Origin of the sequence: Pseudoteredinibacter isoporae (assembly GCF_040372805.1) — a bacterium.
Lineage (GTDB): Bacteria > Pseudomonadota > Gammaproteobacteria > Pseudomonadales > Cellvibrionaceae > Pseudoteredinibacter > Pseudoteredinibacter isoporae_A.
Window position 1 is genome coordinate 892888 of sequence record NZ_BAABWJ010000001.1, and the last position, 23121, is coordinate 916008.

The window sequence follows — 23121 nt, forward strand, 5'->3', positions numbered from 1 at the left end:
TTCCTAAATCGTGTTAGGAGTTCATTGCTTCGGCCAGCTTAGCCAAACGGCCTCGCACCGAACCATCGATTACTGTATCGCCGGCGCGTACCACTACACCGCCCAAAAGACTCTGATCAACAGAGCTCTGTACAGTGACTTCGCGGTCCAGTTTGGCACTCAATGCTTTCGCCAATTTTGTTTCCAAGTCGCCAGACAGTTCGAAAGCGGTTTCGACGTGAACGTCGACTGCTTTTTCCCGTAGAGATTTAAACTGTTCAAACAAAACAGCAATCTCAGGCAGTAATTCCAAGCGCTTATTTTCAGATAAAACGTGCAGCAAGTTAGCTGCCTTCTCTGAAATTTCATCGCCGCAGACAGTAACAAAAGCTTCTGCTTTTTGTGCTGCGGTCAGGCTTGGGTTTGCCAGGGTTTTTTGCATGGCACCTTGTTGGGCCACCGCTGCCGACACTGCTAAGGTGTTTGACCAGGAGGCCAGATCACCCGCCGCATCGGCAAATTCGAATACAGCTTTGGCGTATGGTCTGGCTAACGTTGTGAGTTCAGCCATGATATTCCTCGCTTAAAGCTCTGCCGCCAACTTGTCTACCAAGTCGTTGTGTGCATTGGCATCGATAGCATTGCCCAGTACTTTTTCAGCACCAGCCAGAGCCAAGGTTGCAACCTTCGCGCGCAGTTCTTCTTTCGCACGGTTTGCTTCCTGTTCGATCTCAGCTTGAGCAGCCGCCTTCAAACGATCGCCTTCGGCGCGCGCTTGATCTTTGGCTTCATCAACAATTTGGTTAGCACGCTTGTTAGCTTGCTCGATAATTTCCGCCGCCTGTTGCTTGGCTTCGGACAGGGTTTCAACGGCTTTTTTCTGAGCCAGTTCTAAATCCTTGTCCGCACGATCCGCAGCTTCCAGACCATCGGCGATTTTCTTCTCACGCTCTTCCATTACGGAAATGAGTGCAGGCCAAACGTACTTCATGCAGAACCAGATGAAGGCTACAAAAGTAATCGATTGACCAATCAGAGTTAGGTTGATATTCACACTAACACCTCTTGCTTAGTTAACGTTAAATTCAGCAAAAAGCGGTGAATTAAGCAGCCAAACCTGGAGCAACAACGAAGATCAGGTACATGCCGATACCTACACCAATCATTGGAACCGCATCCAACAGACCAGCCATCAGGAACATTTTACCTTGCAGGGCAGGACCTTGCTCAGGTTGACGAGCAGAACCTTCCAACAGTTTGCCACCCAAAGTACCGAAACCAATCGCAGTACCCAGAGCGCCCAGACCGATCAACAGAGCTGCCGCAACATATACTAAACCAAGTGCTTCCATTGTGTTCTCCTTAAGAGAGTAGTTAAGTTTAAAATTAAAAGTTTAGGTTTAAATTATTAGCGCAGTGCCAGGGCACTGCGCTGAATTCTTAGTGTTCTTCTACGTCGTGGGCCATGGCCATGTAAACGGTAGTTAATACCATGAACACAAAGGCCTGCAGGGTAATTACCAGAATGTGGAAAATTGCCCAACCCATTTGCAAGAAGAAGCCACCGATACCCATGATCAAACCTGCGCTGAACATCAGAGCGATCAGGATGAAGATCATCTCACCTGCGTACAGGTTTCCGAACAAACGCAAGCCGAGAGAGATAGGCTTGGCGATCAAAGAAACCGTTTCCAAGATCAGGTTGATTGGAATCAGGAAGATATCGATATAAATCTTTCCGCTATGGAACGGATGTAGAGTCAGTTCCTTCACAAAACCCATGAAGCCTTTTTCTTTGATGCTGAAGAAAATCATCAACATAAATACAGTTAAGGCCATGCCCATAGTGGCATTCGGATCAGTTGTCGGTACGACTTTAAAGAAGAAGTGCGGGTCGCCCGTGATTTTGGTGGCTGCCCAGGGAAGCCAATCAACGGGGATCAAGTCCATCAGGTTCATCATGAACACCCACGTGAAGATGGTTAAAGCCATCGGGGCGATCAGGCGATTTTTATGATGGAAAATATCGGTAACGGTGTTGTTAACAAAATCGACGATCATCTCAACGAAGCTCTGAACGCCTTTTGGAGTACCGGTGCTGGCACCGGAAATTGCTTTGCGGAACACAAAACCCAGAATTAACGCCAATACGACTGACCAGCCCAGGGTATCCAAGTGGATTGCCCAAAAGCCCATGTCCGCCGCCTCTTTGGAAGAGTGGGCAATGGTCCAGATATCCTGGGTCAACACCGTCCCGTCAGCACGGGTATACCCGGCTTCCAACTTGCCATAGGCGAGGTTCTGGAGGTGGTGTTGGATATATTCCGTTGAAGTTTGACCTTCGCTTGCCATGTCTCAAGCACCTTAAATTTAAAAGCTAAAAGATAGAAGTTGTAAAAACACTCTTTTGCCATCCAAAAGCGCTTTTAGAACCCCTAGCTACGAGCGCAGCGCTCGTCTCGCTCTCGTGGTGGCCGAAGCCTTACCAACGAACCTGACTAATGGCCCGGGTTTGCAATAGATTGCCCAGCAGCAGGGTAAGGGCATACGCGGCAAAAACAGCAGCAATCGACCAACTCACCGGGCTGTTAAACACACAAGCAAAGCCCACCAGTGTTAACAGGTATTTGCCTACTTCACCTCGGTAGAACGACTGGGCAATCAAACGACTGGCCCTCGCACCACGAAAGCGAAAGGCATACAGGGCAAAATAACTTTGCGGGATGATGTAGAGGCAAGCGCCTGCCATGATCGACTGCCCGACAACAGGGCGCAGACCATACACCAGCAGAGATATCACTCCACTGAGCAGGAAAAGCTGTAACATCACACGCAAAATTGCGGGTTTATCGATGGTATTGCTATGCATGATGGCAACGCCGATTTCCAATAAGCCCCACTTTTAGCACCGAATATGCCTGCATCTGCGCTTATTTCGGGCGCAGTTAGGCGTCGCGCATTATAGTGTTAAGAGACCTTGCATTCAAGGCGATAAAATCCCCTAAAATTGGCAATTTCGGGATATGTAAACACTTACTAATCAGCAAAACCCGAGCACGAGAATCGACGTTCAAAAAACACCCAGCAATTCAGCAATCACTATTCAGAATATTCATAATAATTATATTGCTTGTAGCGTTATCATCTAAAGTTTCGGGATGATTTTTGATCATTCAGGCAAAAGTCGATGCGATATTGGGGCATTACACTAAGGCGTAATGTGTTTTTACCCGTACCGGAAAATTTCGGGAAGCCTACGAACGAATAGGGGGCGGAGACCCAAGCTGATACCGCAAAGGTCTCTGTATTGGGAGTGATCAGGCTTCGTAATTCAGATGGTTCAAAATGCCGTCCAGCTCATCAAGGCTGGAATAGCTCAAAACCAACTTGCCCTTACCTTTGGCACCGTGCTGAACCATGACCGGTACACCGATCTTCTCGGACAGACCATCCTGAAGTTTTTTGATATCGGGATCGACCGCTTTATCGGCTTTGAAGCCCACTTCGTTCTGCTCCAGCTGTTGCAGGCGACGCACCAATGCCTCGGTCTGGCGAACCGATAAGCCTTTTGCCGATACCTGTCGAGCCACGTCTTTTTGCTCATGGCTGGGCAAGGGCAGAAGTGCGCGAGCATGGCCCATTTCCAAATCACCGTGTTCGAGCATTTTTTTCACCTCATCCGAGAGGCTGATCAAACGCAGGAGATTGGTCACGGTGGTGCGGGATTTCCCCACCGCGGCGGCCACTTCCTGTTGAGTGAGTTCGAATTCATCCTGCAAACGCTTCAAAGCAATGGCTTCTTCGATGGGGTTCAGGTCTTCACGCTGAATATTTTCGATCAGCGCCATAGCAATGGCGGCTTCATCAGCCACTTCGCGGATGACGGCCGGGATTTTATCCAGGCCAGCCAGCTGGGTAGCCCGCCAGCGACGCTCACCGGCGATGATTTCGTATTTAACGGTGTCATTGCCCGAATCGATGGGGCGAACCACAATGGGCTGCATCACCCCTTGGGCTTTAATGGATTCCGACAGCTCTTCCAAAGCATCCGGGTGCATGTCCCGGCGGGGCTGGTATTTACCGCGTTGGATGAATTCCACAGGGATATCGGCCAAGGTGCCATCTCGGCCAGGCTCGGGGGAGGACACGGCCGCAATTGCCTGGGTGGCATTTTCCACCTGACTCGTGCCACTGCTGCCCAAGAGTGCATCCAAGCCTTTACCTAAACCTTTGCGTTTCCCCGCCATCGTGATTCCTACTTCTTAAAAAATTGCGAATACTGTTTACGTTGATCTTATGCTTCGGCTTTCGCCACATTTTTTTGGCTGTGCTCATTACGTCGAATCAGCTCACCAGCCAAAGCCAGATAAGCGGTCGCCCCTTTGGATTGGCGATCATAAACCAATACTGGCTGCCCGAAACTCGGGGCTTCCGCCAAGCGAACATTCCTTGGAATGCAGGTGCGGTAGAGTTTATCCCCAAAGAAATCCGTCAATTGAGCAGAAACATCATTGGTCAGACTGTTACGCGGATCGTACATCGTGCGCAGGATACCCTCGATCTGTAAGCTGGAATTCAAGTTTGCTTGAATCTGATTGATCGTATTAATCAGCGCCGACAGACCTTCCAGTGCATAGTACTCACACTGCATCGGGATGATAATGCCCTGGCAAGCTACCAGGGCATTCAGGGTCAGCATGTTCAGGGATGGCGGGCAGTCGACCAGAATATAATCAAATTCTTTCTTCAACTCTTCCAACGCGAGCTGCAATCGGCGCTCTTTCTGCTCAAGACCGAGCATTTCCACTTCGGCGGCCGTTAAGTCGCCATTGGCCGGCAAAACGAAATACCCCCCATCTTCGGATTTGACTAAGGCCTCTTTCGCAACGACCTCACCCATCATGACATCGTAAATGGACAGCTCAAGCTCGTTCTTGTTGATGCCCGAGCCCATGGTCGCATTGCCTTGGGGATCCAAATCCACCAGTAGGACCCGCTTTTTTGTGGCTACAAGGGAGGCGGCCAGATTGACCGTGGTGGTGGTTTTACCCACTCCACCTTTCTGGTTGGCAATGGCGTATAAGTGGCAAGGGCCTTGGGTACTCAATGTCGTTATCCTTCTAGCCTGCTCTGGCAGCTAAGTGTGCGCTCACAAGCTTTATTGTCGCCGTGCGGGGGATTGCTCTCGCCCATTAGCGGGGGCGGATCTCCAAAAGGTGGCGTTCACCCTCTTCACCCGGAATCGTTAATGCATGGGAGTTAGCGACGATATAGTTTTTTTCCAACGGCTTCAATTCATCTGTTGGATAAATTCCCTTCATTGCCCAAAAGCGCCCATTTTCCTTAATCAAATGCTGGCAACCATTGGTCATGTCTTCCAGGCTGGCAAACGCCCGGCTCATCACGCCATCAAAGAGCGCTTCCGGTTGATAGCTCTCAACCCGACAGTTGTGCACCTGCACATTGTCCAGCCCGAGCAAAGTTTTCACTTGAAAGAGAAAGCGGGTTTTCTTGCCATTGCTGTCCAATAGGTGCACTTCACGCTCAGGGTGGCAAATCGCCATGGGGATGCCCGGCAAGCCGCCCCCGGTCCCGACATCAATCAAGCGCTGGCCTTCGACAAAGGGCAGGATGGCCAAACTGTCCAGCAGATGACGAGAAATCATGGCATTGATATCACGCACGGCGGACAAATTGTAAGTTTTGTTCCACTTTTCAAAAAGCTGAATATACGCGAGGAGGCGCTCGACGATGTCATCGGGCAGATGCAGTCCGAGTTGCTTAAGGCCTGCATCCAGGCGGGTACGCTGTGCGGTGGACATGTTTAGGGACGATCCTTCAATTTCGCGGCAAACTCAGTCACGTTATCAAGCACTTTGCTTGCGCAGCAGGCCATGTTTTTTCAAATACACCAGCAACAATGACACCGCAGCGGGCGTAACACCGGGGATTCGGGAAGCCTGGGCCAAGGTACCGGGCAGAGATTCTTTCAGTTTCTGTTTTACTTCATTCGACAAACCCTCGACGGAATCGTAGGGGAAGTCTTGAGGAATCAGGGTGTTCTCATTCTGGCGAAGCTTTTCGATATCGCCCATTTGACGCTCGATATAGCCCGCATATTTTGCGCTGATTTGAACCTGTTCAGACACTTCCTTCGCAATATCCCCTTTGGGATAAGGGAGTTCAGCGATATCGCCGTATTCCAATTCAGGGCGACGCAACAAATCCATCAAACTGTATTCACGGCTCAAAGGGGATTTCAGCTTGGGCGCCAACAAGGTGGCCGCTTCGCTACCCGCCTGGACCCAGGTGCTCTTCAAACGCTGCTCTTCCTGGGCGATGGCTTCCTGCTTTTCGCAAAAATGCTGCCAGCGGGCATCATCCACCAAACCAATATTCCGACCCTGTTCAGTCAAACGGGCATCGGCATTGTCTTCACGCAAGAGCAAGCGGTATTCCGCACGGCTGGTAAACATGCGGTAGGGCTCTTGAGTCCCCAGGGTTATCAAGTCATCCACCAACACGCCGAGGTAAGCCTCATCTCGACGGGGATGCCAAGGAGCTTGCCCCTGGGCAAGCAAGGCCGCGTTGCTTCCAGCCAGTAAGCCCTGCGCGCCGGCTTCTTCATAACCGGTGGTGCCATTGATCTGACCCGCAAAGAACAGGCCTTTGATGTGTTTGGTCTCCAAGCTGTATTGCAGATCCTGAGGGTTGAAGAAATCGTACTCGATCGCATAACCCGGGCGGGTGATATGAGCGTGTTCAAAACCTTTGATGGAGTGGACGAGATCCAGCTGGACATCAAACGGCAGGCTGGTGGAAATACCGTTGGGGTAGAGCTCATGAGTAGTGAGCCCTTCGGGTTCGATAAAGACCTGGTGGGAATCTTTATCGGCAAAACGTTTTACTTTGTCTTCGACGGAGGGGCAGTAACGTGGTCCAACTCCGTCGATCACCCCCGTATACAAGGGCGAACGATCCAGCCCCGCCATGATGATGTCATGGGTGCGGCTGTTGGTATGGGTAATCCAGCAGCAGGTTTGCTCAGGTTTATCTTCGGCTTTGCCCATGTAAGACATGATAGGAGCGGGCTTATCCCCCCATTGCTCAGCTAGGCCTTCAAAGTTAACCGATCGCGCATCAATTCTGGGCGGTGTTCCAGTTTTGAGTCGCTCGACTCGTAATGGCAATTCCCGCAGGCGGTCAGCCAAAGCAATGGAAGGAGGATCTCCGGCTCGACCACCGGAGTGGTTTTCCAAACCGATATGAATTTTGCCACCCAGGAAGGTACCGGCCGTAAGTACTACGGCGGGAGCGTAAAAACGCAGCCCCATTTGTGTGACCACACCGCGAACTTCTTCGCCTTGAAGAATCAGATCATCAACCGATTGCTGGAAGATCTGCAGGTTTTCCTGGTTCTCGAGGGTTTCGCGTATCGCCGCTTTATAGAGAATTCGGTCGGCTTGTGCACGTGTAGCCCTGACTGCTGGGCCCTTGCGGCTATTCAATACCCGAAATTGAATGCCGGCTCGATCGGTCGCCAACGCCATAGCACCGCCCAGAGCATCAATTTCTTTCACCAAATGAGACTTACCGATACCCCCAATAGCTGGGTTGCAGGACATTTGACCGAGGGTATCAATATTGTGGGTCAGCAATAGGGTAGAGCTGCCCATACGCGCAGCCGCCAAGGCCGCTTCTGTGCCAGCGTGTCCACCACCAATAATAATGACATCAAAGGTCTTTTTGTAATCCACCGTATCGCCTTTGCCTGAACCAGGCAGGGGTAAGAAAAAGGGCAGGCATTATAGGGATCTTTATCCAATAGTTCAAAACTTGGTTAAATATTAATCAGGAATGATTTTCTTAATTTTTAAATCATTAAATATATAAGTAGATAAATAAATATTTATATATATGTATAGATAAAGAAGATTATGTTTATTGTTATATATAGTGAGCGAAATTTCTGTGGATAAGCCACTTTACTCTTTTAATATCAGTTACTTAGGTCTTGTCTAACTCTGTACAAAAGCTTTTGTTGAACGGGGGTAAAAGCGTTGTTTAAACCTAGGATGAAATCTGGATAAATTTGGGGCTTGTGGTCAAGTCAGGTTTATTCACATTTTTACGCCGAAGAAGCTCAACACTTCTACCATGATTTATTCACAACCGCTTTTTAAATACTTTGAATCGAACAAAAAACCTGCAGAATTAAGCACTTATGTGATAAAGCTGTGGGTAATTGTGGATAACCCTATCTAAGTAACCGTATTTATTCAAATTTTCTGTGGGTAACTTGGGATAACTTTGTTTGGCCTGATTTGACCACCTCTGTTTTTTTGTGAAAATTGAAAGAAGCCGAAAAACAGAATGGCGTTTGTTGATGAGTATTTTTTCAAAATTAATGGGAATTCGGCCGCACACAAGCGGTATAAGAAGTTGCCTGGAACACGCTCAAGCCATCCGCGGGCGCTCGGGTCGCGTCTTCCGTGACGCTCTACGGTTCCTGACAGCTTCTTATACCGGTTGCGTGCTATTGAGTCTTTGTATTGGAGATTGGGAGAGCTTTTGAGGAAAGATCAGATAATGGGGCGTTATGATTATTGGGGGATCTGTGACTGGGTGAAGCGACAAACTTTTTCTTACTCTATATAAAAGCAGTAACTCGCTGAAGGCCTGTAAATAGGTAGCGCATAAGTACTGGAGTTTTCTATCTGGAACCGTAGAGCGTCATGGAAGACGCGACCCGAGCGCCCGTGGATGGTTTAAGCGCGTTTCAGATAGAAAACTCCAGTGCTTGTGTGCGGACTCGAAGTTTTCTATATAGAGAAGCTGTTGATCGAGGCAGCTGAAGCAGCTTATTTCCCAATACAAAAACTGGAAAAGATCCGCCCAAGTAACTCATCCGGTGTAAAGCTGCCGGTAATCTCCCCCAAGGCTTCCTGAGCCGCTCGCAGGTCTTCTGCAAGCAGTTCACCTGCACCCAGCTCGTGTAGCTGCAATGCGCCGTTGTCCAAGGATTCCTGAGCTTTTTCAATGGCTTCCAGATGTCTGCGCCGCGCCGTAAAGCCACCTTCGCTGGCGCCCTGATAACCCATAACGGATTTCAGATGCTGTTTAAGCTCATCCAGCCCAGTACCTGTCTTGGCACTGATTCCCAGGCAATCGTCTGTTTCTGAGTTGAGAATACCTACTCCGTGCTGGCTTAAATCGGCTTTGTTCAGAATGACTGTTAATTGCTCAAGATTTGGCAGCTTTTGGGTAAACTCCGGCCAGATCGTGTTTTTACTAAATTGGGGGTCAACGGTTTGACCGTCCACTAATAAGAGAACACGGTCGGCCTTTTCAATGGCTTGCCATGCACGTTCGATACCAATGCGCTCAACTTCATCCGGGCTTTCACGCAAGCCGGCGGTATCGATGATGTGCAAAGGCATGCCGTCGATATGGATCTGTTCCTGCAATATGTCTCGGGTGGTTCCCGCAATATCCGTCACAATGGCTTTGTCGGTTCCTGCCAGAGCATTCAATAAACTGGATTTCCCTGCATTGGGCTTACCGGCAATGACCACATTCATGCCTTCACGTACCAGGACACCTTGCTTGGCGTCTGCCAGCAATTGTTGGAGTTGTTCCTGTAGTTGAGTGAGATCGCCGGCCACCTTACCGTCGCTGAGAAAATCAATTTCTTCTTCAGGGAAATCAATTGCTGCTTCCACGTAAATACGTAAGCGGATTAATGATTCTACTAATTCATGAACCTGCTTTGAAAATACGCCCTGTAATGAGTGTAATGCGTTGCGAGCCGCTTGCGCCGAACTGGCTTCAATCAAATCAGCAATGGCTTCGGCTTGCGCCAAATCCATTTTGTCATTGATAAAGGCGCGTTCGGAAAATTCTCCGGGGCGGGCCATGCGAGCACCCAGCTTACATACTTCAGACAGCAGTAAATCCAAAATAACCGGACCACCATGACCTTGTAATTCCAACACGTCTTCGCCAGTAAAAGAATCCGGGTTCTGAAAAAACAGTGCGATCCCGGAATCTAAAACATCCCCCTCACTGGAATGAAAATCGCAGTAATGAGCATGCCGAGCGCTTAATTTTTTTGCGCAAATTTTTTCAGAAATATCGGCGGCGAGTTTACCTGAAACACGAATAATGCCGACACCTCCTCGTCCAGGTGCTGTGGCAATTGCGGCAATGGTGTCGTTGAATTGATAGGATTGTTGCATGTTTTTTGGCTCGCTATTTTGTAAAAATAGTTTTACAAAAAATAATCAATATCGATTTCACTCTATAAAAAAAGGGGCTAAAAGCCCCTTTTGGTAAAGCTAAAAGCTTAGGCTTCTGCTTCGATCTGTTTGGTAATAATGTACTGTTGAATCATTGAGATCGTGTTGTTCACTACCCAGTACAATACCAGACCTGCCGGGAACCACATAAACAGGAAAGTAAATACGATGGGCATATAGCTCATGATTTTTGCCTGCATTGGATCGGGCGGTGTCGGGTTCATCTTCATCATAAACCATTGGGTCGCGCCCATGATCAGCGGCAAAATAAAGTAAGGATCTTTCACCGACAAATCTTGAATCCACAATATAAATGGCGCATGGCGCAGTTCTACAGATTCAGAAAGCACCCAGTACAAGGCAATGAACACTGGCATTTGAATCAGAATAGGCAAGCAACCACCCAGCGGGTTTACTTTTTCTTTTTGATAGAGCTTCATGGTTTCCTGGGACATCTTTTGACGATCATCCCCATAAAGTTCTTTCAATTGTTGCATCTTTGGTTGCAGTTTGCGCATGTTGGCCATGCTGCGATAGCTGGTCGCGGTCAGTTTAAAGAAGGCCGCTTTAATAATCAGCGTAAGCACCACAATGGACCAGCCCCAGTTACCGATAAAGCCCTGGATCCAGGTCAGCAAATAGAACAGTGGTTTGGCGATCCACCACAACCAACCGTAGTCAACGGTCAGATCCAGGTGAGGAGCGATTTCCTCCAGGCGATAAACATCTTTCGGGCCCACATAAAACTCAGAATCAATAACGCCCAAAGTGCCCGGCTCAACCAACACTTGAGGCGCGGTATAACCAAAGGTGTACATTTGAGTGTTGCGAATCCGACGCAGGGTAAAGCTGTTGTCTTGTTCTTTATCGGCAATCCAGGCACCAATAAAGTAGTGCTGAACCATGGCTACCCAACCACCCTGGATATCAACTTTTACGGATTCTTCATCGAGATCGTCGAAATCAACTTTCTTGTAGTTTTCATCGGGTGTGGTCAGTGCGGCACCGAGATAGGGTTGGAGGCCAATGGCGCTGCTGCCGGTTGCCACTGGCGAGCGGTCACGTTTGATTTGAGCGTAGAAATTCGCCTTCCAGTTGCTGCTGCTTTTATTGTCGATCAGATACTGGATTTTGATCAGGTTTTCGCCGCGTGCGAAATTAAAGCGTTTGGTGATTTGCACATCACCTTGCTGCAGTACCAGATCCACGGCCAGGTTATCTTTACCTGGTGCCAGTTCATATTGGCTTTGACTGGTCTGGAATACCGGACGGCCTTTCGCAGTATCAGTCGCGTTCGGACCAATCAAACCACTCTGGGCAATATAGGTTTTGTCGGCGGTGCGATTCAATATAACAAAAGGCAGCTCTGGGCGATTCAGCTCAGCATAATGCTGAGGCAGGGCTGCTTTAATAATATCGCCACCGTGGGTATCGATGATCAGCTCAAGCGCATCGGTTTTAACGTGGATCAGCTGTGAACTGGTTGAGGTATCTTCAAGCGGTTCAGTACCTGTGCTTGGTAAGTCACTTGCCACCGTAGTTTTCGAAGGGGCCGGTGTTGGAAGTTCACTGGCGACGGCGGAAGCCAGGGTTTCCTCACTGGCGGCGACGGGTTTGCTTGCGGCCAGCTTACGATCCTGGAAGTCATTCCATTCCAGCACCAAAAGATAAGAGACCACTGCCATGGCGATGATCAATAAATACTTTTGCCAATCCATAATATCTATTCTTGGTCTTGAGAAGTTGAAGGTTTAGTTGGCACCGGGTCCATTCCACCTGGATGCCAGGGGTGGCATTTGGCCAATCGACATGAGGCTAAATAGCAGCCTTTCAAACTGCCGTGGGTTTCGATCGCCTCTTTCGCATAATTAGAGCAGCTTGGGTAAAAACGGCATTGGTTGCCAACCCAAGGGCTGGCGAGGTATTGATAGATTTTTATCAAACCCAGCAATAGCGCTTTCATTAGTCATTGCTCGAAGCTTTGCGAATCAGCTTTTGCCACTGTTTATTTAACTGACGTGTCAGCGCCGCATTATCGAGGGTGTCCATGCCGCGGCGAGCGAGCACTATAGCATCGAATGAAGGCAATTGGTGTTGCTGTAGCCGAAAAGATTCCCGAATCACACGTTTTAGGCGATTGCGATCCACAGCGTGGCGAACATTCTTTTTGGCAATAACCAAACCCAGTCGAGGGTGATCGAGCTGATTGCGTTTTACGAGGATAAGAAAGTGCTGATGTGAAGCACGAAAGGAAGGCGAGTCAAAGACAGGCTTAAAGTCACTGGAGTTCAGCAGTCGCAGGGATTTATCAAAACCTAAATGGTGCGACAAGCGAAAACTCCAGTGTCAGGGCGGTACTGGCGCTAATTATGCTGCCAATACTTTACGGCCCTTGCTACGACGGCGAGCAAGCAATTTACGACCGTTCTTAGTGGCCATGCGAGAGCGGAAACCGTGAGTGCGCTTGCGCTTCAATACGCTTGGCTGAAAAGTTCTTTTCATGATAATACCCGTTGTTCAATCATGTCGGCTTTAGAGCTTAACTGAAACCCATTTGAACAGCCGAGCTCGTGGAAAAATGAGGCGCGATTTTAATGAATCCACCCAGAAAATGCAATGAATAATTAGAAAATGATCAGATATGGATGGATTAACGGTTTTTAAACTGCATTTGTACAGTCTATATCCAGGTTTTCAACAGACTTTTCCACAGAAATTGTTTTTTAGCGGCCTAGTCAGTCATAAGCGATAGTTGGATGAGTTGTTGATATAAGGGAAGTTTTTGATGAGAGCTGGGAAATTAAATACGGTTTTTGTGGATAACTCATCCCTATTGAGGTAGTCTAGGCCAATTGCTGTGGTTAACTTGAGTTATTTGAACAAACACAGCTGGGAAAGAAGACTTATACACACGTCGCCATAGGCTTTCATCATGCTATAGCTCATGAAAGTCGCCATGTCTTTACATAAAAAGAAGGCAAAAAGCAGATTGGGCGATCCGAAGAATAAAGTCTTCCTTCTTTATATATAGATATTGTTGCGCACAAGCCTATCAACATAGCGGCCTTATGTTGGTCCTTGCTGCGTGGTTGTGGGTGAAAGCTTACAAGAATAAAACAAACCTGCTGGGTTATTGGGGGATTTTTTGTCAGGTCTTATTTGGGATAAATGCTTGAGCAGCTTAAGTCAGGAGTTGCCCTCTCAGCAGTTCAATACCTGGATCAAACCGCTGCAAGCACAATCGGATGATGCTGGCGGCTTATGCTTGTTGGCGCCCAATCGGTTTATCCACGATTGGGTAAACGATAAGTACCTATCTCGTATTATTGAGTTGGCCAACAACTATGCCGAGGGTGCTCGCCTGAATGTGAGTGTCGCGGTGGCCAATCGTCAGGCGACCCGCTTTCAGCGTCGCAGCCAGAGAGCAAACCCAGAGCCAATTCAAACGGCGGTTGCCACGCCAACGATGAATCCAGTTCCGGTCGTTGATCATCGTGATGTGGATAGACCCACATCCAATATTTTGAGTACACGCCCGAGTGATTCGCTCTCCGAGACGATGAATTTGAACGGCAGCGGCCTGGCGGACAGCCATGGGGCTATTGATGCTGCTTTATCCGGGCAGATGTCTCTGGACTCAAATCCAGCGGCACCCGTCGAAATTGCCAAAGCGGCCCCTGAAATCATCAAACCCAGTGGGGATATTGAAGTTGAAGGCGGTCTGAAGCATCGGACTTATTTGAATGCTGGGTTTACCTTTAAGAGTTTCGTTGAAGGTAAATCAAATCAGTTGGGTTTGGCCGCAGCACGTCAGGTTGCCGAAAACCCCGGCGGTTCCTACAACCCGCTGTTTATCTACGGTGGTGTGGGTTTGGGTAAAACCCACTTGATGCATGCGGTTGGCCACCATTTGGTGGAGCAAAACCCCCATGCCAAAGTCGTGTATTTGCATTCAGAGCGTTTTGTAGCGGACATGGTTAAAGCTCTGCAGTTGAACGCAATCAACGATTTTAAGCGATTTTACCGCTCTGTTGACGCTCTTTTGATTGATGATATTCAATTCTTTGCGGGCAAGGAGCGTTCTCAGGAAGAGTTTTTCCACACCTTTAATGCGCTATTGGAAGGTGGCCAGCAAATTATTCTGACCTGTGATCGCTATCCAAAAGAGATCCAGGGCTTGGAAGAGCGGTTGAAAAGTCGTTTTGGCTGGGGATTAACGGTGTCTGTTGAACCTCCAGAGTTGGAAACTCGAGTGGCCATTTTGATGAAGAAGGCCGCACAATCTAACATGTTGTTGCCGAATGATGCTGCGTTCTTTATAGCTCAGCGTATTCGTTCCAATGTTCGGGAATTGGAAGGCGCTTTGAAGCGGGTGATTGCCAATGCGCAGTTTACCGGACGCGATATAGATGTGCCTTTGGTTCGCGAGGCGTTGAAGGATTTACTGGCTCTTCAGGATAAGCAAGTTGGCATCGATAATATTCAGCGCGTTGTGGCGGAATACTATAAAATCAAGGTTGCTGACCTGCTGTCGAAGCGGCGTAGCCGATCCGTTGCCCGACCTCGCCAGGTCGCGATGGCGTTAGCAAAGGAATTAACCAATCACAGTTTGCCTGAAATTGGTGACTCCTTCGGCGGACGAGATCATACAACCGTATTGCACGCCTGCCGTAAAATTAAGGAGTTAAGGGAAGAAGATGCCGATATCCGCGAAGATGTGAAGAATCTTCTGCGTTCCCTGACGACTTAACTACGTTGAATTTATATAAGAAGTGTCTAATATAAAACCATTAGGATTTGGGATAAATTGATGAAATTTACAATCTCTCGAGATGCCTTATTAAAACCCCTGCAGCTGGTTGCGGGGGTTGTCGAGCGCAGACAAACTCTGCCTGTTCTGGCGAATGTACTGGTTGTTCTTGAGGGCGATCAGCTATCCCTGACCGGTACGGATCTGGAAGTGGAAATCGTTGGGCGCGTTCAGTTGGAGCAAGCTGGCGATTCCGGTCAGATTACGGTGCCGGCACGTAAGCTGTTTGATATTTGTCGTTCATTGCCCGATGGAGCGCTGATTGATTTTATTGAAGACGGCCAAAAAGTGACGGTGAAAAGCGGGCGCAGTCGATTCAGCTTGGCGACTTTACCGGCGAATGATTTCCCGAATGTTGAAGATTCCGCCCAGGACCTGCAGTTTTCCTGTGGTCAGGCCATCATCAAGGGCTTGATCGACAGCACTGGTTTCGCGATGGCACAACAAGATGTTCGTTATTATTTAAACGGCATGTTGTGGGAAGTAAGTCAGGGCCAACTACGCTTTGTGGCTACAGACGGTCACCGCTTGGCGTTGAGCACCGAACAAATCGATATCAACTGCCCCGAGAACAAGCACGCAATTTTGCCTCGCAAGGGTGTGGTTGAATTGTCCCGCCTGTTGGAAGACAGTGATGCCGAAGTGACGGTCAGTCTGGGCAGTAACCATGTCCGCGCTATTACCGAGCACTATACTTTTACCTCGAAATTGGTTGACGGTAAGTTCCCTGACTATGAGCGCGTATTGCCGAAGAATGGCAACAAGACCGTGATTGGTGAGCGAGCGGAATTGAAGCAAGCCTTCGCCCGTACCGCGATTCTGTCTAACGAAAAATACCGTGGCGTACGCTTGTTGTTGAGCGACGGTCAGCTCACTGTCACCGCCAACAACCCCGAACAGGAAGAAGCCGAAGAACAAGTTACTGTAAACTACAGCGGTGATAGCCTGGAAATTGGTTTTAACGTCAGCTATTTACAGGATGTGGTGAACGTTCTTCAGTCTGAAAATGTAAAATTCACATTGTCCGATTCGAACAGCTCCGCTTTGGTAGAAGCCGAAGATGGTGGCAACGCCGTGTATGTTGTGATGCCTATGCGCCTGTAAGGCTTGGGCTTTTCCTATTAGATGCCCTTAACCCGCCTTAATATTTCTAATCTACGCAATTTGGGTGCAGTGAATCTGCACCCAAGCCCCAGCCTTAATTTTATATTCGGCGCCAATGGCAGTGGCAAGACGAGCTTGCTGGAAGCCATTTTCTTTTTGGGAACAGGGCGTTCCTTCCGTTCTCACAAGGTTAAACCGTTGATCAAACATGACGCGGACAGCTTGATCTTGTTTGCCAAACTGATATCTCAGGACTTGGAGCACAGTATCGGTCTAGAGAGGCAGGGCGCAAATGTGGCTAAAACCAAAATCGACGGGAAAGCTGTGTATTCAGCATCCTCTCTGGCCTCGTTACTGCCTACGTTAATTATTGATGCTCACAGCTTTGAGTTGATCGAGGGCGCTCCTAAGGAACGGCGATCTTACCTTGATTGGTTAGTGTTTCACGTGAAACACTCCTTCCATGATTGCTGGAAAGGCTACTCAAAAGCCCTGAAACAACGGAATAGTCTGCTCCGACGTGGTAGAATAGAAGGCTTTGAACTGCGGCCCTGGGAGCAGGAAATGTGCTCTAAGGCCGAGCAGCTGGCTCTAATGCGAGAGGAATGTTTCGACAAGCTGAAGCTTAATTTGAATGAAGTTATTCGTGACTTTGTTCCTCTTGAGGGCATTAGTATCGACTTTTATAAGGGCTGGGATAGAGACAAAACTCTGGAACAGCAACTTGAGATAGGCAAGGAGCGCGACACTAAGCTGGGTTACACCTGGTATGGGGCGCAAAAGGCTGATATCAAAATAAAAATAGAAGGTCATCCGGCGGAACAAGCGCTTTCTAGGGGACAGCAAAAACTTCTGGTGTGCGCGTTAAAAATCTCGATAGGCAAGACGTATAGCGAACTTACGGGTAAACCTTGTATCTATCTGGTTGATGATTTGCCCGCTGAGCTTGATAGCGACAACCAAAAGCGATTGGCTAACTGGTTAAGTCTTATTGGAGCACAGGTTTTTGTGACTGCAGTGGAGAAACAGGCTCTATTGAATGCTTGGCCTGGAAGCGAAAAAGAACAAACAGCCATGTTTCACGTGAAACATGGCTTAGTGGAACATACAAATCGGCCGTAATATCAGAGGCCGACCGGCGCCGAAACAAGCGCCTATATAACAACGGAGTATGCTATGTCAGAAGAATCATCTTATGATTCGTCCAGTATTAAGGTATTGAAAGGCCTGGATGCTGTGCGTAAGCGCCCAGGTATGTACATTGGTGACACGGATGATGGCACAGGTTTGCATCATATGGTGTTCGAAATTGTCGATAACTCGATTGATGAAGCGCTTGCTGGCCACTGTTCTGAGATTAGGATTGTTATCCACCCCGATGAATCGGTCTCTGTATCGGATAATGGCCGTGGAATCCCGACTGAAATGCATGAAGAAGGGGTTTCCGCTGCGGAAGTGATCATGACCGTTCTGCACGCAGGCGGTAAATTTGATGACAATACCTATAAAGTCTCCGGTGGTCTGCATGGTGTGGGTGTATCGGTGGTCAATGCTTTGTCCTCCGAGCTGAAACTGACTATCCGACGTGAAGGTAAAATTCATGAGCAGGTTTACCATCATGGTGTTCCACAGGCCCCATTAACCGTAGTGGGGGATACTGAAATCAGTGGTACAGAGATTCACTTCACTCCGTCTCCTGATACATTTAATAATATTCAGTTCCACTATGATCAGCTTGCTAAGCGTCTGCGCGAACTGTCCTTCCTGAACTCTGGTGTACGCATTGTTTTGAAGGACGAACGTACCGCCAAAGAAGATGTTTTTGAGTATGAAGGTGGTCTGCGAGCGTTTGTTGAATACCTCAATCAGAATAAGAATGCGGTAAACCAAGTAATGCATTTCGATGTGCAACGCGACGATGGTATTGGTGTCGAGGTTGCTTTGCAGTGGAACGACTCATTCCAGGAAGGCATCTTCTGCTACACCAACAACATTCCTCAACGTGATGGGGGGACTCATCTGGCGGGTTTTCGCTCGGCCCTGACCCGTGGACTGAACAACTATATCGAAAAAGAGGGCATGGGTAAGAAGGAGAAGGTTTCCACTACCGGTGATGATGCCCGTGAAGGCCTTACCGCCATTATTTCTGTGAAAGTTCCTGACCCGAAATTCTCTTCCCAAACCAAAGATAAGCTGGTTTCTTCGGAAGTGAAAGGGGCGGTGGAACAGGAAATGGGTGCCGCTTTCAGCGACTATCTGCTGGAAAATCCCCAAGAAGCCAAAGCGGTTGTGGGCAAGATGATTGAAGCGGCGAAAGCTCGCGAAGCCGCCCGTAAAGCTCGCGAAATGACTCGCCGCAAAGGGGCCTTGGATATTGCCGGACTGCCTGGAAAATTGGCAGACTGCCAGGAAAAAGACCCAGCTCTATCAGAAGTCTACCTGGTGGAGGGTGACTCGGCGGGTGGTTCTGCCAAGCAGGGCCGTGATCGCCGAACCCAAGCGATCCTACCTTTGAAAGGTAAGATCTTGAACGTAGAAAAAGCGCGTTTTGATAAGATGCTGTCCAGTGCAGAAGTGGGAACCTTGATTACCGCTTTGGGATGTGGCATTGGAGCCGAAGAGTTTGATCCAGACAAGCTGCGTTATCACCGCATCATTATCATGACCGATGCGGATGTGGATGGATCGCACATCCGTACATTGCTATTAACCTTCTTCTTCCGTCAAACTCGAGAGTTGATTGAGCGTGGTCACGTGTATATTGCTCAACCCCCGCTGTACAAGATCAGTAAAGGCAAGCAGGAACAGTATCTGAAAGACGAGGCGGCACTGGAAGAGTTCTTGACCAATGTAGCCTTGGAGTCCGGTGCATTGCATGTAAATCCGGATGCGCCCGCCATCACAGGCGGTTCTTTGCAAGAATTGGTGAACGCCTATCGTGCGGTCATGGGAACGATTGAGCGTCTATCACGTTTGTACCCTTCTGAAGTGCTCGAGCAGATGATCTATCACTCTGCAATCAGTCTGGATGATCTGACGACTGAAGAACATGTTCAAGGTTGGAGTGAGTCCTTACTACAAAGTATTCAGAAGGATAATTCCACCGGTAGCCACCGCTACGATGTAACGGTGAGCGAAGACAATGAGCGTCATGTCTTCTTGCCTACCTTCAAGGTGACTGCCCACGGTGTCGATACTGAATATCATTTTGGGCATGATTTCTTCCAGTCTGGCGAGTATCAATCGATGGTTGAGTTAGGCAAAAAACTCAATGGATTGATGGAAGACGGCGCTTACTTCTCAAAAGGTGAGCGAAAGCTCGAAACCCGTGATTTCAAAGATGGCCTGGAATGGCTCATGAAGGAATCCAAGCGTGGTTACAATGTTCAGCGCTATAAAGGTCTGGGTGAGATGAACCCCGAACAACTTTGGGAAACCACCATGGATCCGGAGACTCGCCGCATGTTGCAGGTGACTATCGAAGATGCCATCAGTGCTGATCAGATGTTCAACACGTTGATGGGGGATCAGGTGGAGCCCCGCCGTGACTTTATCGAAAGTAATGCGCTTTCGGTGGCGAACCTGGATGTGTAAGTTTGCTCGTTAGTGAGACAATAAAAAAGGCAGCTTTCGAGCTGCCTTTTTTGCTTAAAGGTTGAGCAGTGTCTTTTCCATTACATGGGAAATGGTCTTACCATCAAAGTGATACTCGTAATGTTTGCTTTGTCGGCAGTTCGATAAGGCCGGCGGCCTGAAAATACCATAGCAAGTGCCTCCATCTCGCCGCACACTGGAAAACTCAATGCCCCAGGAGCGGGCGCTTTTCAATTGCCTGCCGAGCGCTTGTCCCGCGGAATAATCGTCAAAATGGTAAATATCAGGCAGTTCTTCCTGTCTACCCAAAACGGTATGCAGTGTTTGTTCCAGGTCGGTTAGCAGGGAGCGCATATCGACCGTGGTCGGGCTGCTGTTGAAATCGGTGAAAAACTTGGCGCGGTGATATTTGGTTTCCTCAATGGCTGTTTCCAATTCTTTGGCGCAGTAGAACATCCCATAGCCACGATCGAAGCGGCCGCCATCTTCGTTGACACGAGCGTGGGTAAAGGCCGCCATGATATAGCTGGTTCCAGGACCGGCGATGCGGTCTTCTCGCGCAACCAAATTGATGTCGCCAACCTCATCCCTTAAACGGTCATTGGTAAGGGATTCGATTTCATGAAGAATGTCAAATTCCTCTGGTCCGGCAACACGCTCATACAGGTCGATGGGCGGAAATCGGCTGGGGATTAAGCGGTAAGTGGTCTCTTTAACAGGAGTGACTTCCAGGTCAGCGACATCCATTCCTAGCCGCCTCGCTCAGCGTCCAGGTATTGGCGAACGTGTGCCAAATCCACTATGTGTCCTGCCAACATGCGCTCAAGAGGGGACTGCCCATTGAATGCAGTGCTGCTGTTGGGGGAGGTGATCCAGGTATCGGAAATGCGTTCTTCCGGAATAAGAATTTGAAGTGACCGCCAGATGCCCAGTATGTAACTGGTTCTCTCGAGGAGATCATTGGTGAGCGTGGCGGATTCGGGCTTTTTCTTCCAATTATAAAAAGTCCCTTCATTATGTAGGCCTAATAAAGCCTGTTGCTGGCCATTATTGAGCTTCCAACGTTCGAAAATCTGCAGGATGGTTTTGATTAAAGGCCCGGCGGCCTCTTTTCGCTTTTCGGTAGTGAAATTGGCAAATTGGCTCATGGTCTTTCTCCTCAAGCTTTCCAAAATTATAGCTGAATATAAAAATACTTCAATATTATAGTTATTTGGATAGCTCTGAATATTGGCCTCTTAGAATTGGAAAAAAGTGGACCTTTTTAAGGCCAGCCAACTGAGCGAGACTGAGGTCAAATAAGACGCGAACGAGGACGAAAATGAGTATTCAGGTAAGAGCGCTAAGCAAAGATGACTTTGACCAGTGGAAGGCGCTGTTCAAAGGTTATTGTGACTTCTACGATAGCCCGGCCGATCAAGAAAAGGTGATGACCGAATGGAATTGGCTACACGATGAGACCAATATGCTTCAAGGGCTGGTTGCCTGCGACGAACACGGCGATCTCGCTGGATTGGCTCACTATCACGCTTGGCCTTTAAGCATCTATGGCAAAGAAGTGTGTTATTTGAGTGATCTGTTTGTGTCGACGTCGTTTAGAGGGAAAGGTGTCGGTAAAACACTTTATCAATACTTAATGGCGGTGTGTAAAGAACAGGGTTGGCCGGCACTGACATTATTAACCCAGGACGGGAATTCCACAGCGAGATCCTTGTATGATCAATACGCTGAAGCCAGTGATTTTCGTTTCTATATCACGCCTGCCTGATTGTGCATTCTTTCTATCCTATAGCGGGGCCAATGTTGCGCCCCGTGCTTGAACAGCGGATTGCAATATCGACACTGAAGCCAGAATTTCGTCTTCGCTACCGGATGTGAACCCGAGAAGAAAGCCCTGCTTGGCCTGGGCGGGTTCTCGGTAGAGGAAAGAAAGAGGGATGCAGCTGATGTGAGTATCAGATATCGCTTCCATGATCTCTGAGTCACTGAGCTCATCATTCTCACTCCGCAGCTCAGCAACAATATGCAACCCACCGGGGTTAAATGGCCTATGGTATTCGCTTTGATCGCCAACGAGGGCATTTTCAAGTACCCGTCGACGCTTGCCATACACTTTTCTCATATTAGAAACATGCTTGGCAAATTGGCCTGAGCTGATCAGTTCGGTGAGTGCTGCTTGGGTAACAATGCTACTGAAATTTCCAAACATAGGGTAAATGGCCTGGAAACTTTCCACTAGAGATTGCGGTACAACCACAAAACTCACCCGCAAACCCAATGACAAGGTTTTACTGAATGTACCCATGTACAGAGTGCGGCGGTTGTTTTCCAAACCAAACATAGCGGGAATGGGATTGCCTTTGTATCGAAACTCGCCATCATAATCGTCTTCGAGCAGCCAACAGTTTTTTGATTCCGCGAGGTTGATCAGTTCCAAGCGGCGGCGGATTGGCATGGTGTAGCCAAGCGGAAATTGATACGACGTTGAGGTGCACATCAAACGGGGTGAAGAACGCTCGATTTGCTCGCGGCTCGGACATAAACCCTCTTGATCTATGGCGGTGTTTACCAATTCCAAGCCTTCCATTTCCAGAGTCTCAGCAATAACAGGATAGCCCGGATTTTCAATCCAGGCACTGTCGCCTGGTTCGCTCAAAACCTTGGCAATTAAGGAAACCGATTGTGATGCGCCGTGAGTAATAAAAACCTGTTCCGCTTGAACATGAACACCCCGCGATATGGCCAGATGCCGAGCAATCGATTGGCAAAGAGGAAAGTAACCGTTACCGGAGGCAAACTGCGGTAAGGCCTCATTAATTTGAAGGCTGTGTTTTTTGCAGAGTTTGTTCCACAGCCCATAAGGAAAGAGAGAATGATCGACAAAACCTGGAAGCAGTGATTTTCCATTGAAAACAATACTGCGACCTTTCAAAGGCGTTTTGCCTAAGCGGCTAGACACCGATATATCAATGTTAGCCTGCGAAGAATGCTCGCTGGTTTCTTGTTGGTGTGAGCGCGTCGTCAAGTTGAGTTCTGCAATATAAGTGCCGTCTCCCTGCTTGGTAAACAAAAAACCTTCTGCAAACAGCTGATCTAAAGCAGTGGACACTGTAGTGCGGGACAAACTCAGGGAAGACGCCAAGGAACGGCTTGAGGGAATTTTGGATGCGGGTGCAAGCACACCATCAATAATGGCTTGGCGAATTACTTCATAAACTTGTTGATGCAGAGCCTTCCCACTTGAACGCTGTAACTTCAGAGCAAGCAAATCGGCAAGAAGTTTACTTTCGTTCATGGCAATCACTCCGCAACAATAAAGATAGAGCTTGGCTGTTA

General features: G+C 48.5%; 22 protein-coding genes. 5 read left to right on the plus strand and 17 right to left on the minus strand.

The window, feature by feature from the left end:
- Positions 1 to 13: 13 nt before the first annotated feature.
- From ABWW03_RS04035 to rpmH, 14 genes are all read right to left on the minus strand, one after another.
- Complete coding sequence (locus tag ABWW03_RS04035; protein WP_353406520.1) at positions 14 to 550, minus strand: F0F1 ATP synthase subunit delta; 537 nt, start codon at positions 548 to 550, stop codon at positions 14 to 16.
- 12 nt (positions 551 to 562) lie between these two features.
- A complete protein-coding gene (locus tag ABWW03_RS04040; protein ID WP_166851936.1) occupies positions 563 to 1033 on the minus strand; it encodes a F0F1 ATP synthase subunit B in 471 nt (156 codons plus the stop codon).
- A 49-nt stretch (positions 1034 to 1082) separates the two neighbouring features.
- Positions 1083 to 1331 (minus strand): F0F1 ATP synthase subunit C, encoded by a 249-nt coding sequence (atpE, locus tag ABWW03_RS04045; RefSeq protein ID WP_166851939.1) that lies wholly within the window; start codon positions 1329 to 1331, stop codon positions 1083 to 1085.
- Between the two features lie 88 nt (positions 1332 to 1419).
- Positions 1420 to 2331, minus strand: coding sequence for a F0F1 ATP synthase subunit A (atpB, locus tag ABWW03_RS04050; RefSeq protein ID WP_353406523.1), 912 nt, complete (start codon positions 2329 to 2331; stop codon positions 1420 to 1422).
- A 130-nt stretch (positions 2332 to 2461) separates the two neighbouring features.
- The gene (locus tag ABWW03_RS04055; RefSeq protein ID WP_353406524.1) at positions 2462 to 2848 is read right to left on the minus strand and encodes an ATP synthase subunit I; all 387 of its coding nucleotides are present in this window, start codon (positions 2846 to 2848) and stop codon (positions 2462 to 2464) included.
- Between the two features lie 448 nt (positions 2849 to 3296).
- Positions 3297 to 4226 carry a ParB/RepB/Spo0J family partition protein gene (locus tag ABWW03_RS04060; protein WP_353406525.1) on the minus strand — a complete coding sequence of 310 codons (930 nt, stop codon included), beginning with the start codon at positions 4224 to 4226 and terminating at the stop codon, positions 3297 to 3299.
- Positions 4227 to 4273: 47 nt separating this feature from the next.
- Entirely contained in the window at positions 4274 to 5086 is an 813-nt protein-coding gene (locus ABWW03_RS04065) for a ParA family protein (RefSeq protein ID WP_353406526.1), read from the minus strand.
- 85 nt (positions 5087 to 5171) lie between these two features.
- Positions 5172 to 5801: a 16S rRNA (guanine(527)-N(7))-methyltransferase RsmG gene (rsmG, locus tag ABWW03_RS04070; protein ID WP_353406527.1), complete on the minus strand. Its 630-nt coding sequence runs from the start codon at positions 5799 to 5801 to the stop codon at positions 5172 to 5174.
- Between the two features lie 45 nt (positions 5802 to 5846).
- Entirely contained in the window at positions 5847 to 7736 is a 1890-nt protein-coding gene (gene mnmG / locus ABWW03_RS04075; protein ID WP_353406529.1) for a tRNA uridine-5-carboxymethylaminomethyl(34) synthesis enzyme MnmG, read from the minus strand.
- A 1104-nt stretch (positions 7737 to 8840) separates the two neighbouring features.
- Complete coding sequence (gene mnmE, locus ABWW03_RS04080) at positions 8841 to 10217, minus strand: tRNA uridine-5-carboxymethylaminomethyl(34) synthesis GTPase MnmE (protein ID WP_353406530.1); 1377 nt, start codon at positions 10215 to 10217, stop codon at positions 8841 to 8843.
- A gap of 107 nt (positions 10218 to 10324) precedes the next feature.
- The gene (gene yidC / locus ABWW03_RS04085; RefSeq protein WP_353406531.1) at positions 10325 to 11995 is read right to left on the minus strand and encodes a membrane protein insertase YidC; all 1671 of its coding nucleotides are present in this window, start codon (positions 11993 to 11995) and stop codon (positions 10325 to 10327) included.
- Between the two features lie 5 nt (positions 11996 to 12000).
- Positions 12001 to 12240, minus strand: coding sequence for a membrane protein insertion efficiency factor YidD (gene yidD, locus ABWW03_RS04090; RefSeq protein WP_353406532.1), 240 nt, complete (start codon positions 12238 to 12240; stop codon positions 12001 to 12003).
- Positions 12240 to 12608, minus strand: a complete 369-nt coding sequence (gene rnpA / locus ABWW03_RS04095) for a ribonuclease P protein component (protein WP_353406533.1) — start codon at positions 12606 to 12608, stop codon at positions 12240 to 12242. The genes yidD and rnpA overlap by 1 nt, the downstream gene beginning before the upstream one ends.
- Before the next feature lie 36 nt (positions 12609 to 12644).
- The gene (gene rpmH, locus ABWW03_RS04100) at positions 12645 to 12779 is read right to left on the minus strand and encodes a 50S ribosomal protein L34 (RefSeq protein ID WP_166851970.1); all 135 of its coding nucleotides are present in this window, start codon (positions 12777 to 12779) and stop codon (positions 12645 to 12647) included.
- Positions 12780 to 13449: 670 nt separating this feature from the next.
- On the opposite strand from rpmH, the gene dnaA reads away from it, so the two are divergent.
- The 4 genes from dnaA to gyrB are packed head-to-tail and all read left to right on the plus strand — an operon-like array spanning position 13450 to position 19785.
- The gene (dnaA, locus tag ABWW03_RS04105) at positions 13450 to 15027 is read left to right on the plus strand and encodes a chromosomal replication initiator protein DnaA (RefSeq protein ID WP_435372737.1); all 1578 of its coding nucleotides are present in this window, start codon (positions 13450 to 13452) and stop codon (positions 15025 to 15027) included.
- 60 nt (positions 15028 to 15087) lie between these two features.
- A complete protein-coding gene (gene dnaN / locus ABWW03_RS04110; RefSeq protein WP_353406535.1) occupies positions 15088 to 16191 on the plus strand; it encodes a DNA polymerase III subunit beta in 1104 nt (367 codons plus the stop codon).
- 21 nt (positions 16192 to 16212) lie between these two features.
- On the plus strand, positions 16213 to 17313 hold the full coding sequence (gene recF / locus ABWW03_RS04115) for a DNA replication/repair protein RecF (protein WP_353406536.1): 1101 nt from the start codon (positions 16213 to 16215) through the stop codon (positions 17311 to 17313).
- Positions 17314 to 17367: 54 nt separating this feature from the next.
- Complete coding sequence (gene gyrB, locus ABWW03_RS04120) at positions 17368 to 19785, plus strand: DNA topoisomerase (ATP-hydrolyzing) subunit B (RefSeq protein ID WP_353406537.1); 2418 nt, start codon at positions 17368 to 17370, stop codon at positions 19783 to 19785.
- 54 nt (positions 19786 to 19839) lie between these two features.
- Here gyrB and ABWW03_RS04125 read toward each other — a convergent pair whose 3' ends face one another.
- Together ABWW03_RS04125 and ABWW03_RS04130 are read right to left on the minus strand one after the other, a co-directional pair.
- On the minus strand, positions 19840 to 20532 hold the full coding sequence (locus ABWW03_RS04125) for an RES family NAD+ phosphorylase (RefSeq protein ID WP_353406539.1): 693 nt from the start codon (positions 20530 to 20532) through the stop codon (positions 19840 to 19842).
- Between the two features lie 2 nt (positions 20533 to 20534).
- Positions 20535 to 20933, minus strand: a complete 399-nt coding sequence (locus ABWW03_RS04130; RefSeq protein ID WP_353406540.1) for an MbcA/ParS/Xre antitoxin family protein — start codon at positions 20931 to 20933, stop codon at positions 20535 to 20537.
- A gap of 173 nt (positions 20934 to 21106) precedes the next feature.
- Here ABWW03_RS04130 and ABWW03_RS04135 point away from each other — a divergent pair, with 173 nt between their 5' ends.
- Complete coding sequence (locus tag ABWW03_RS04135) at positions 21107 to 21553, plus strand: GNAT family N-acetyltransferase (RefSeq protein ID WP_353406542.1); 447 nt, start codon at positions 21107 to 21109, stop codon at positions 21551 to 21553.
- An 18-nt stretch (positions 21554 to 21571) separates the two neighbouring features.
- Here the strand turns inward: ABWW03_RS04135 and ABWW03_RS04140 are convergent, their stop codons facing one another.
- Entirely contained in the window at positions 21572 to 23080 is a 1509-nt protein-coding gene (locus tag ABWW03_RS04140) for a PLP-dependent aminotransferase family protein (RefSeq protein WP_353406544.1), read from the minus strand.
- Between the last annotated feature and the right edge of the window lie 41 nt (positions 23081 to 23121).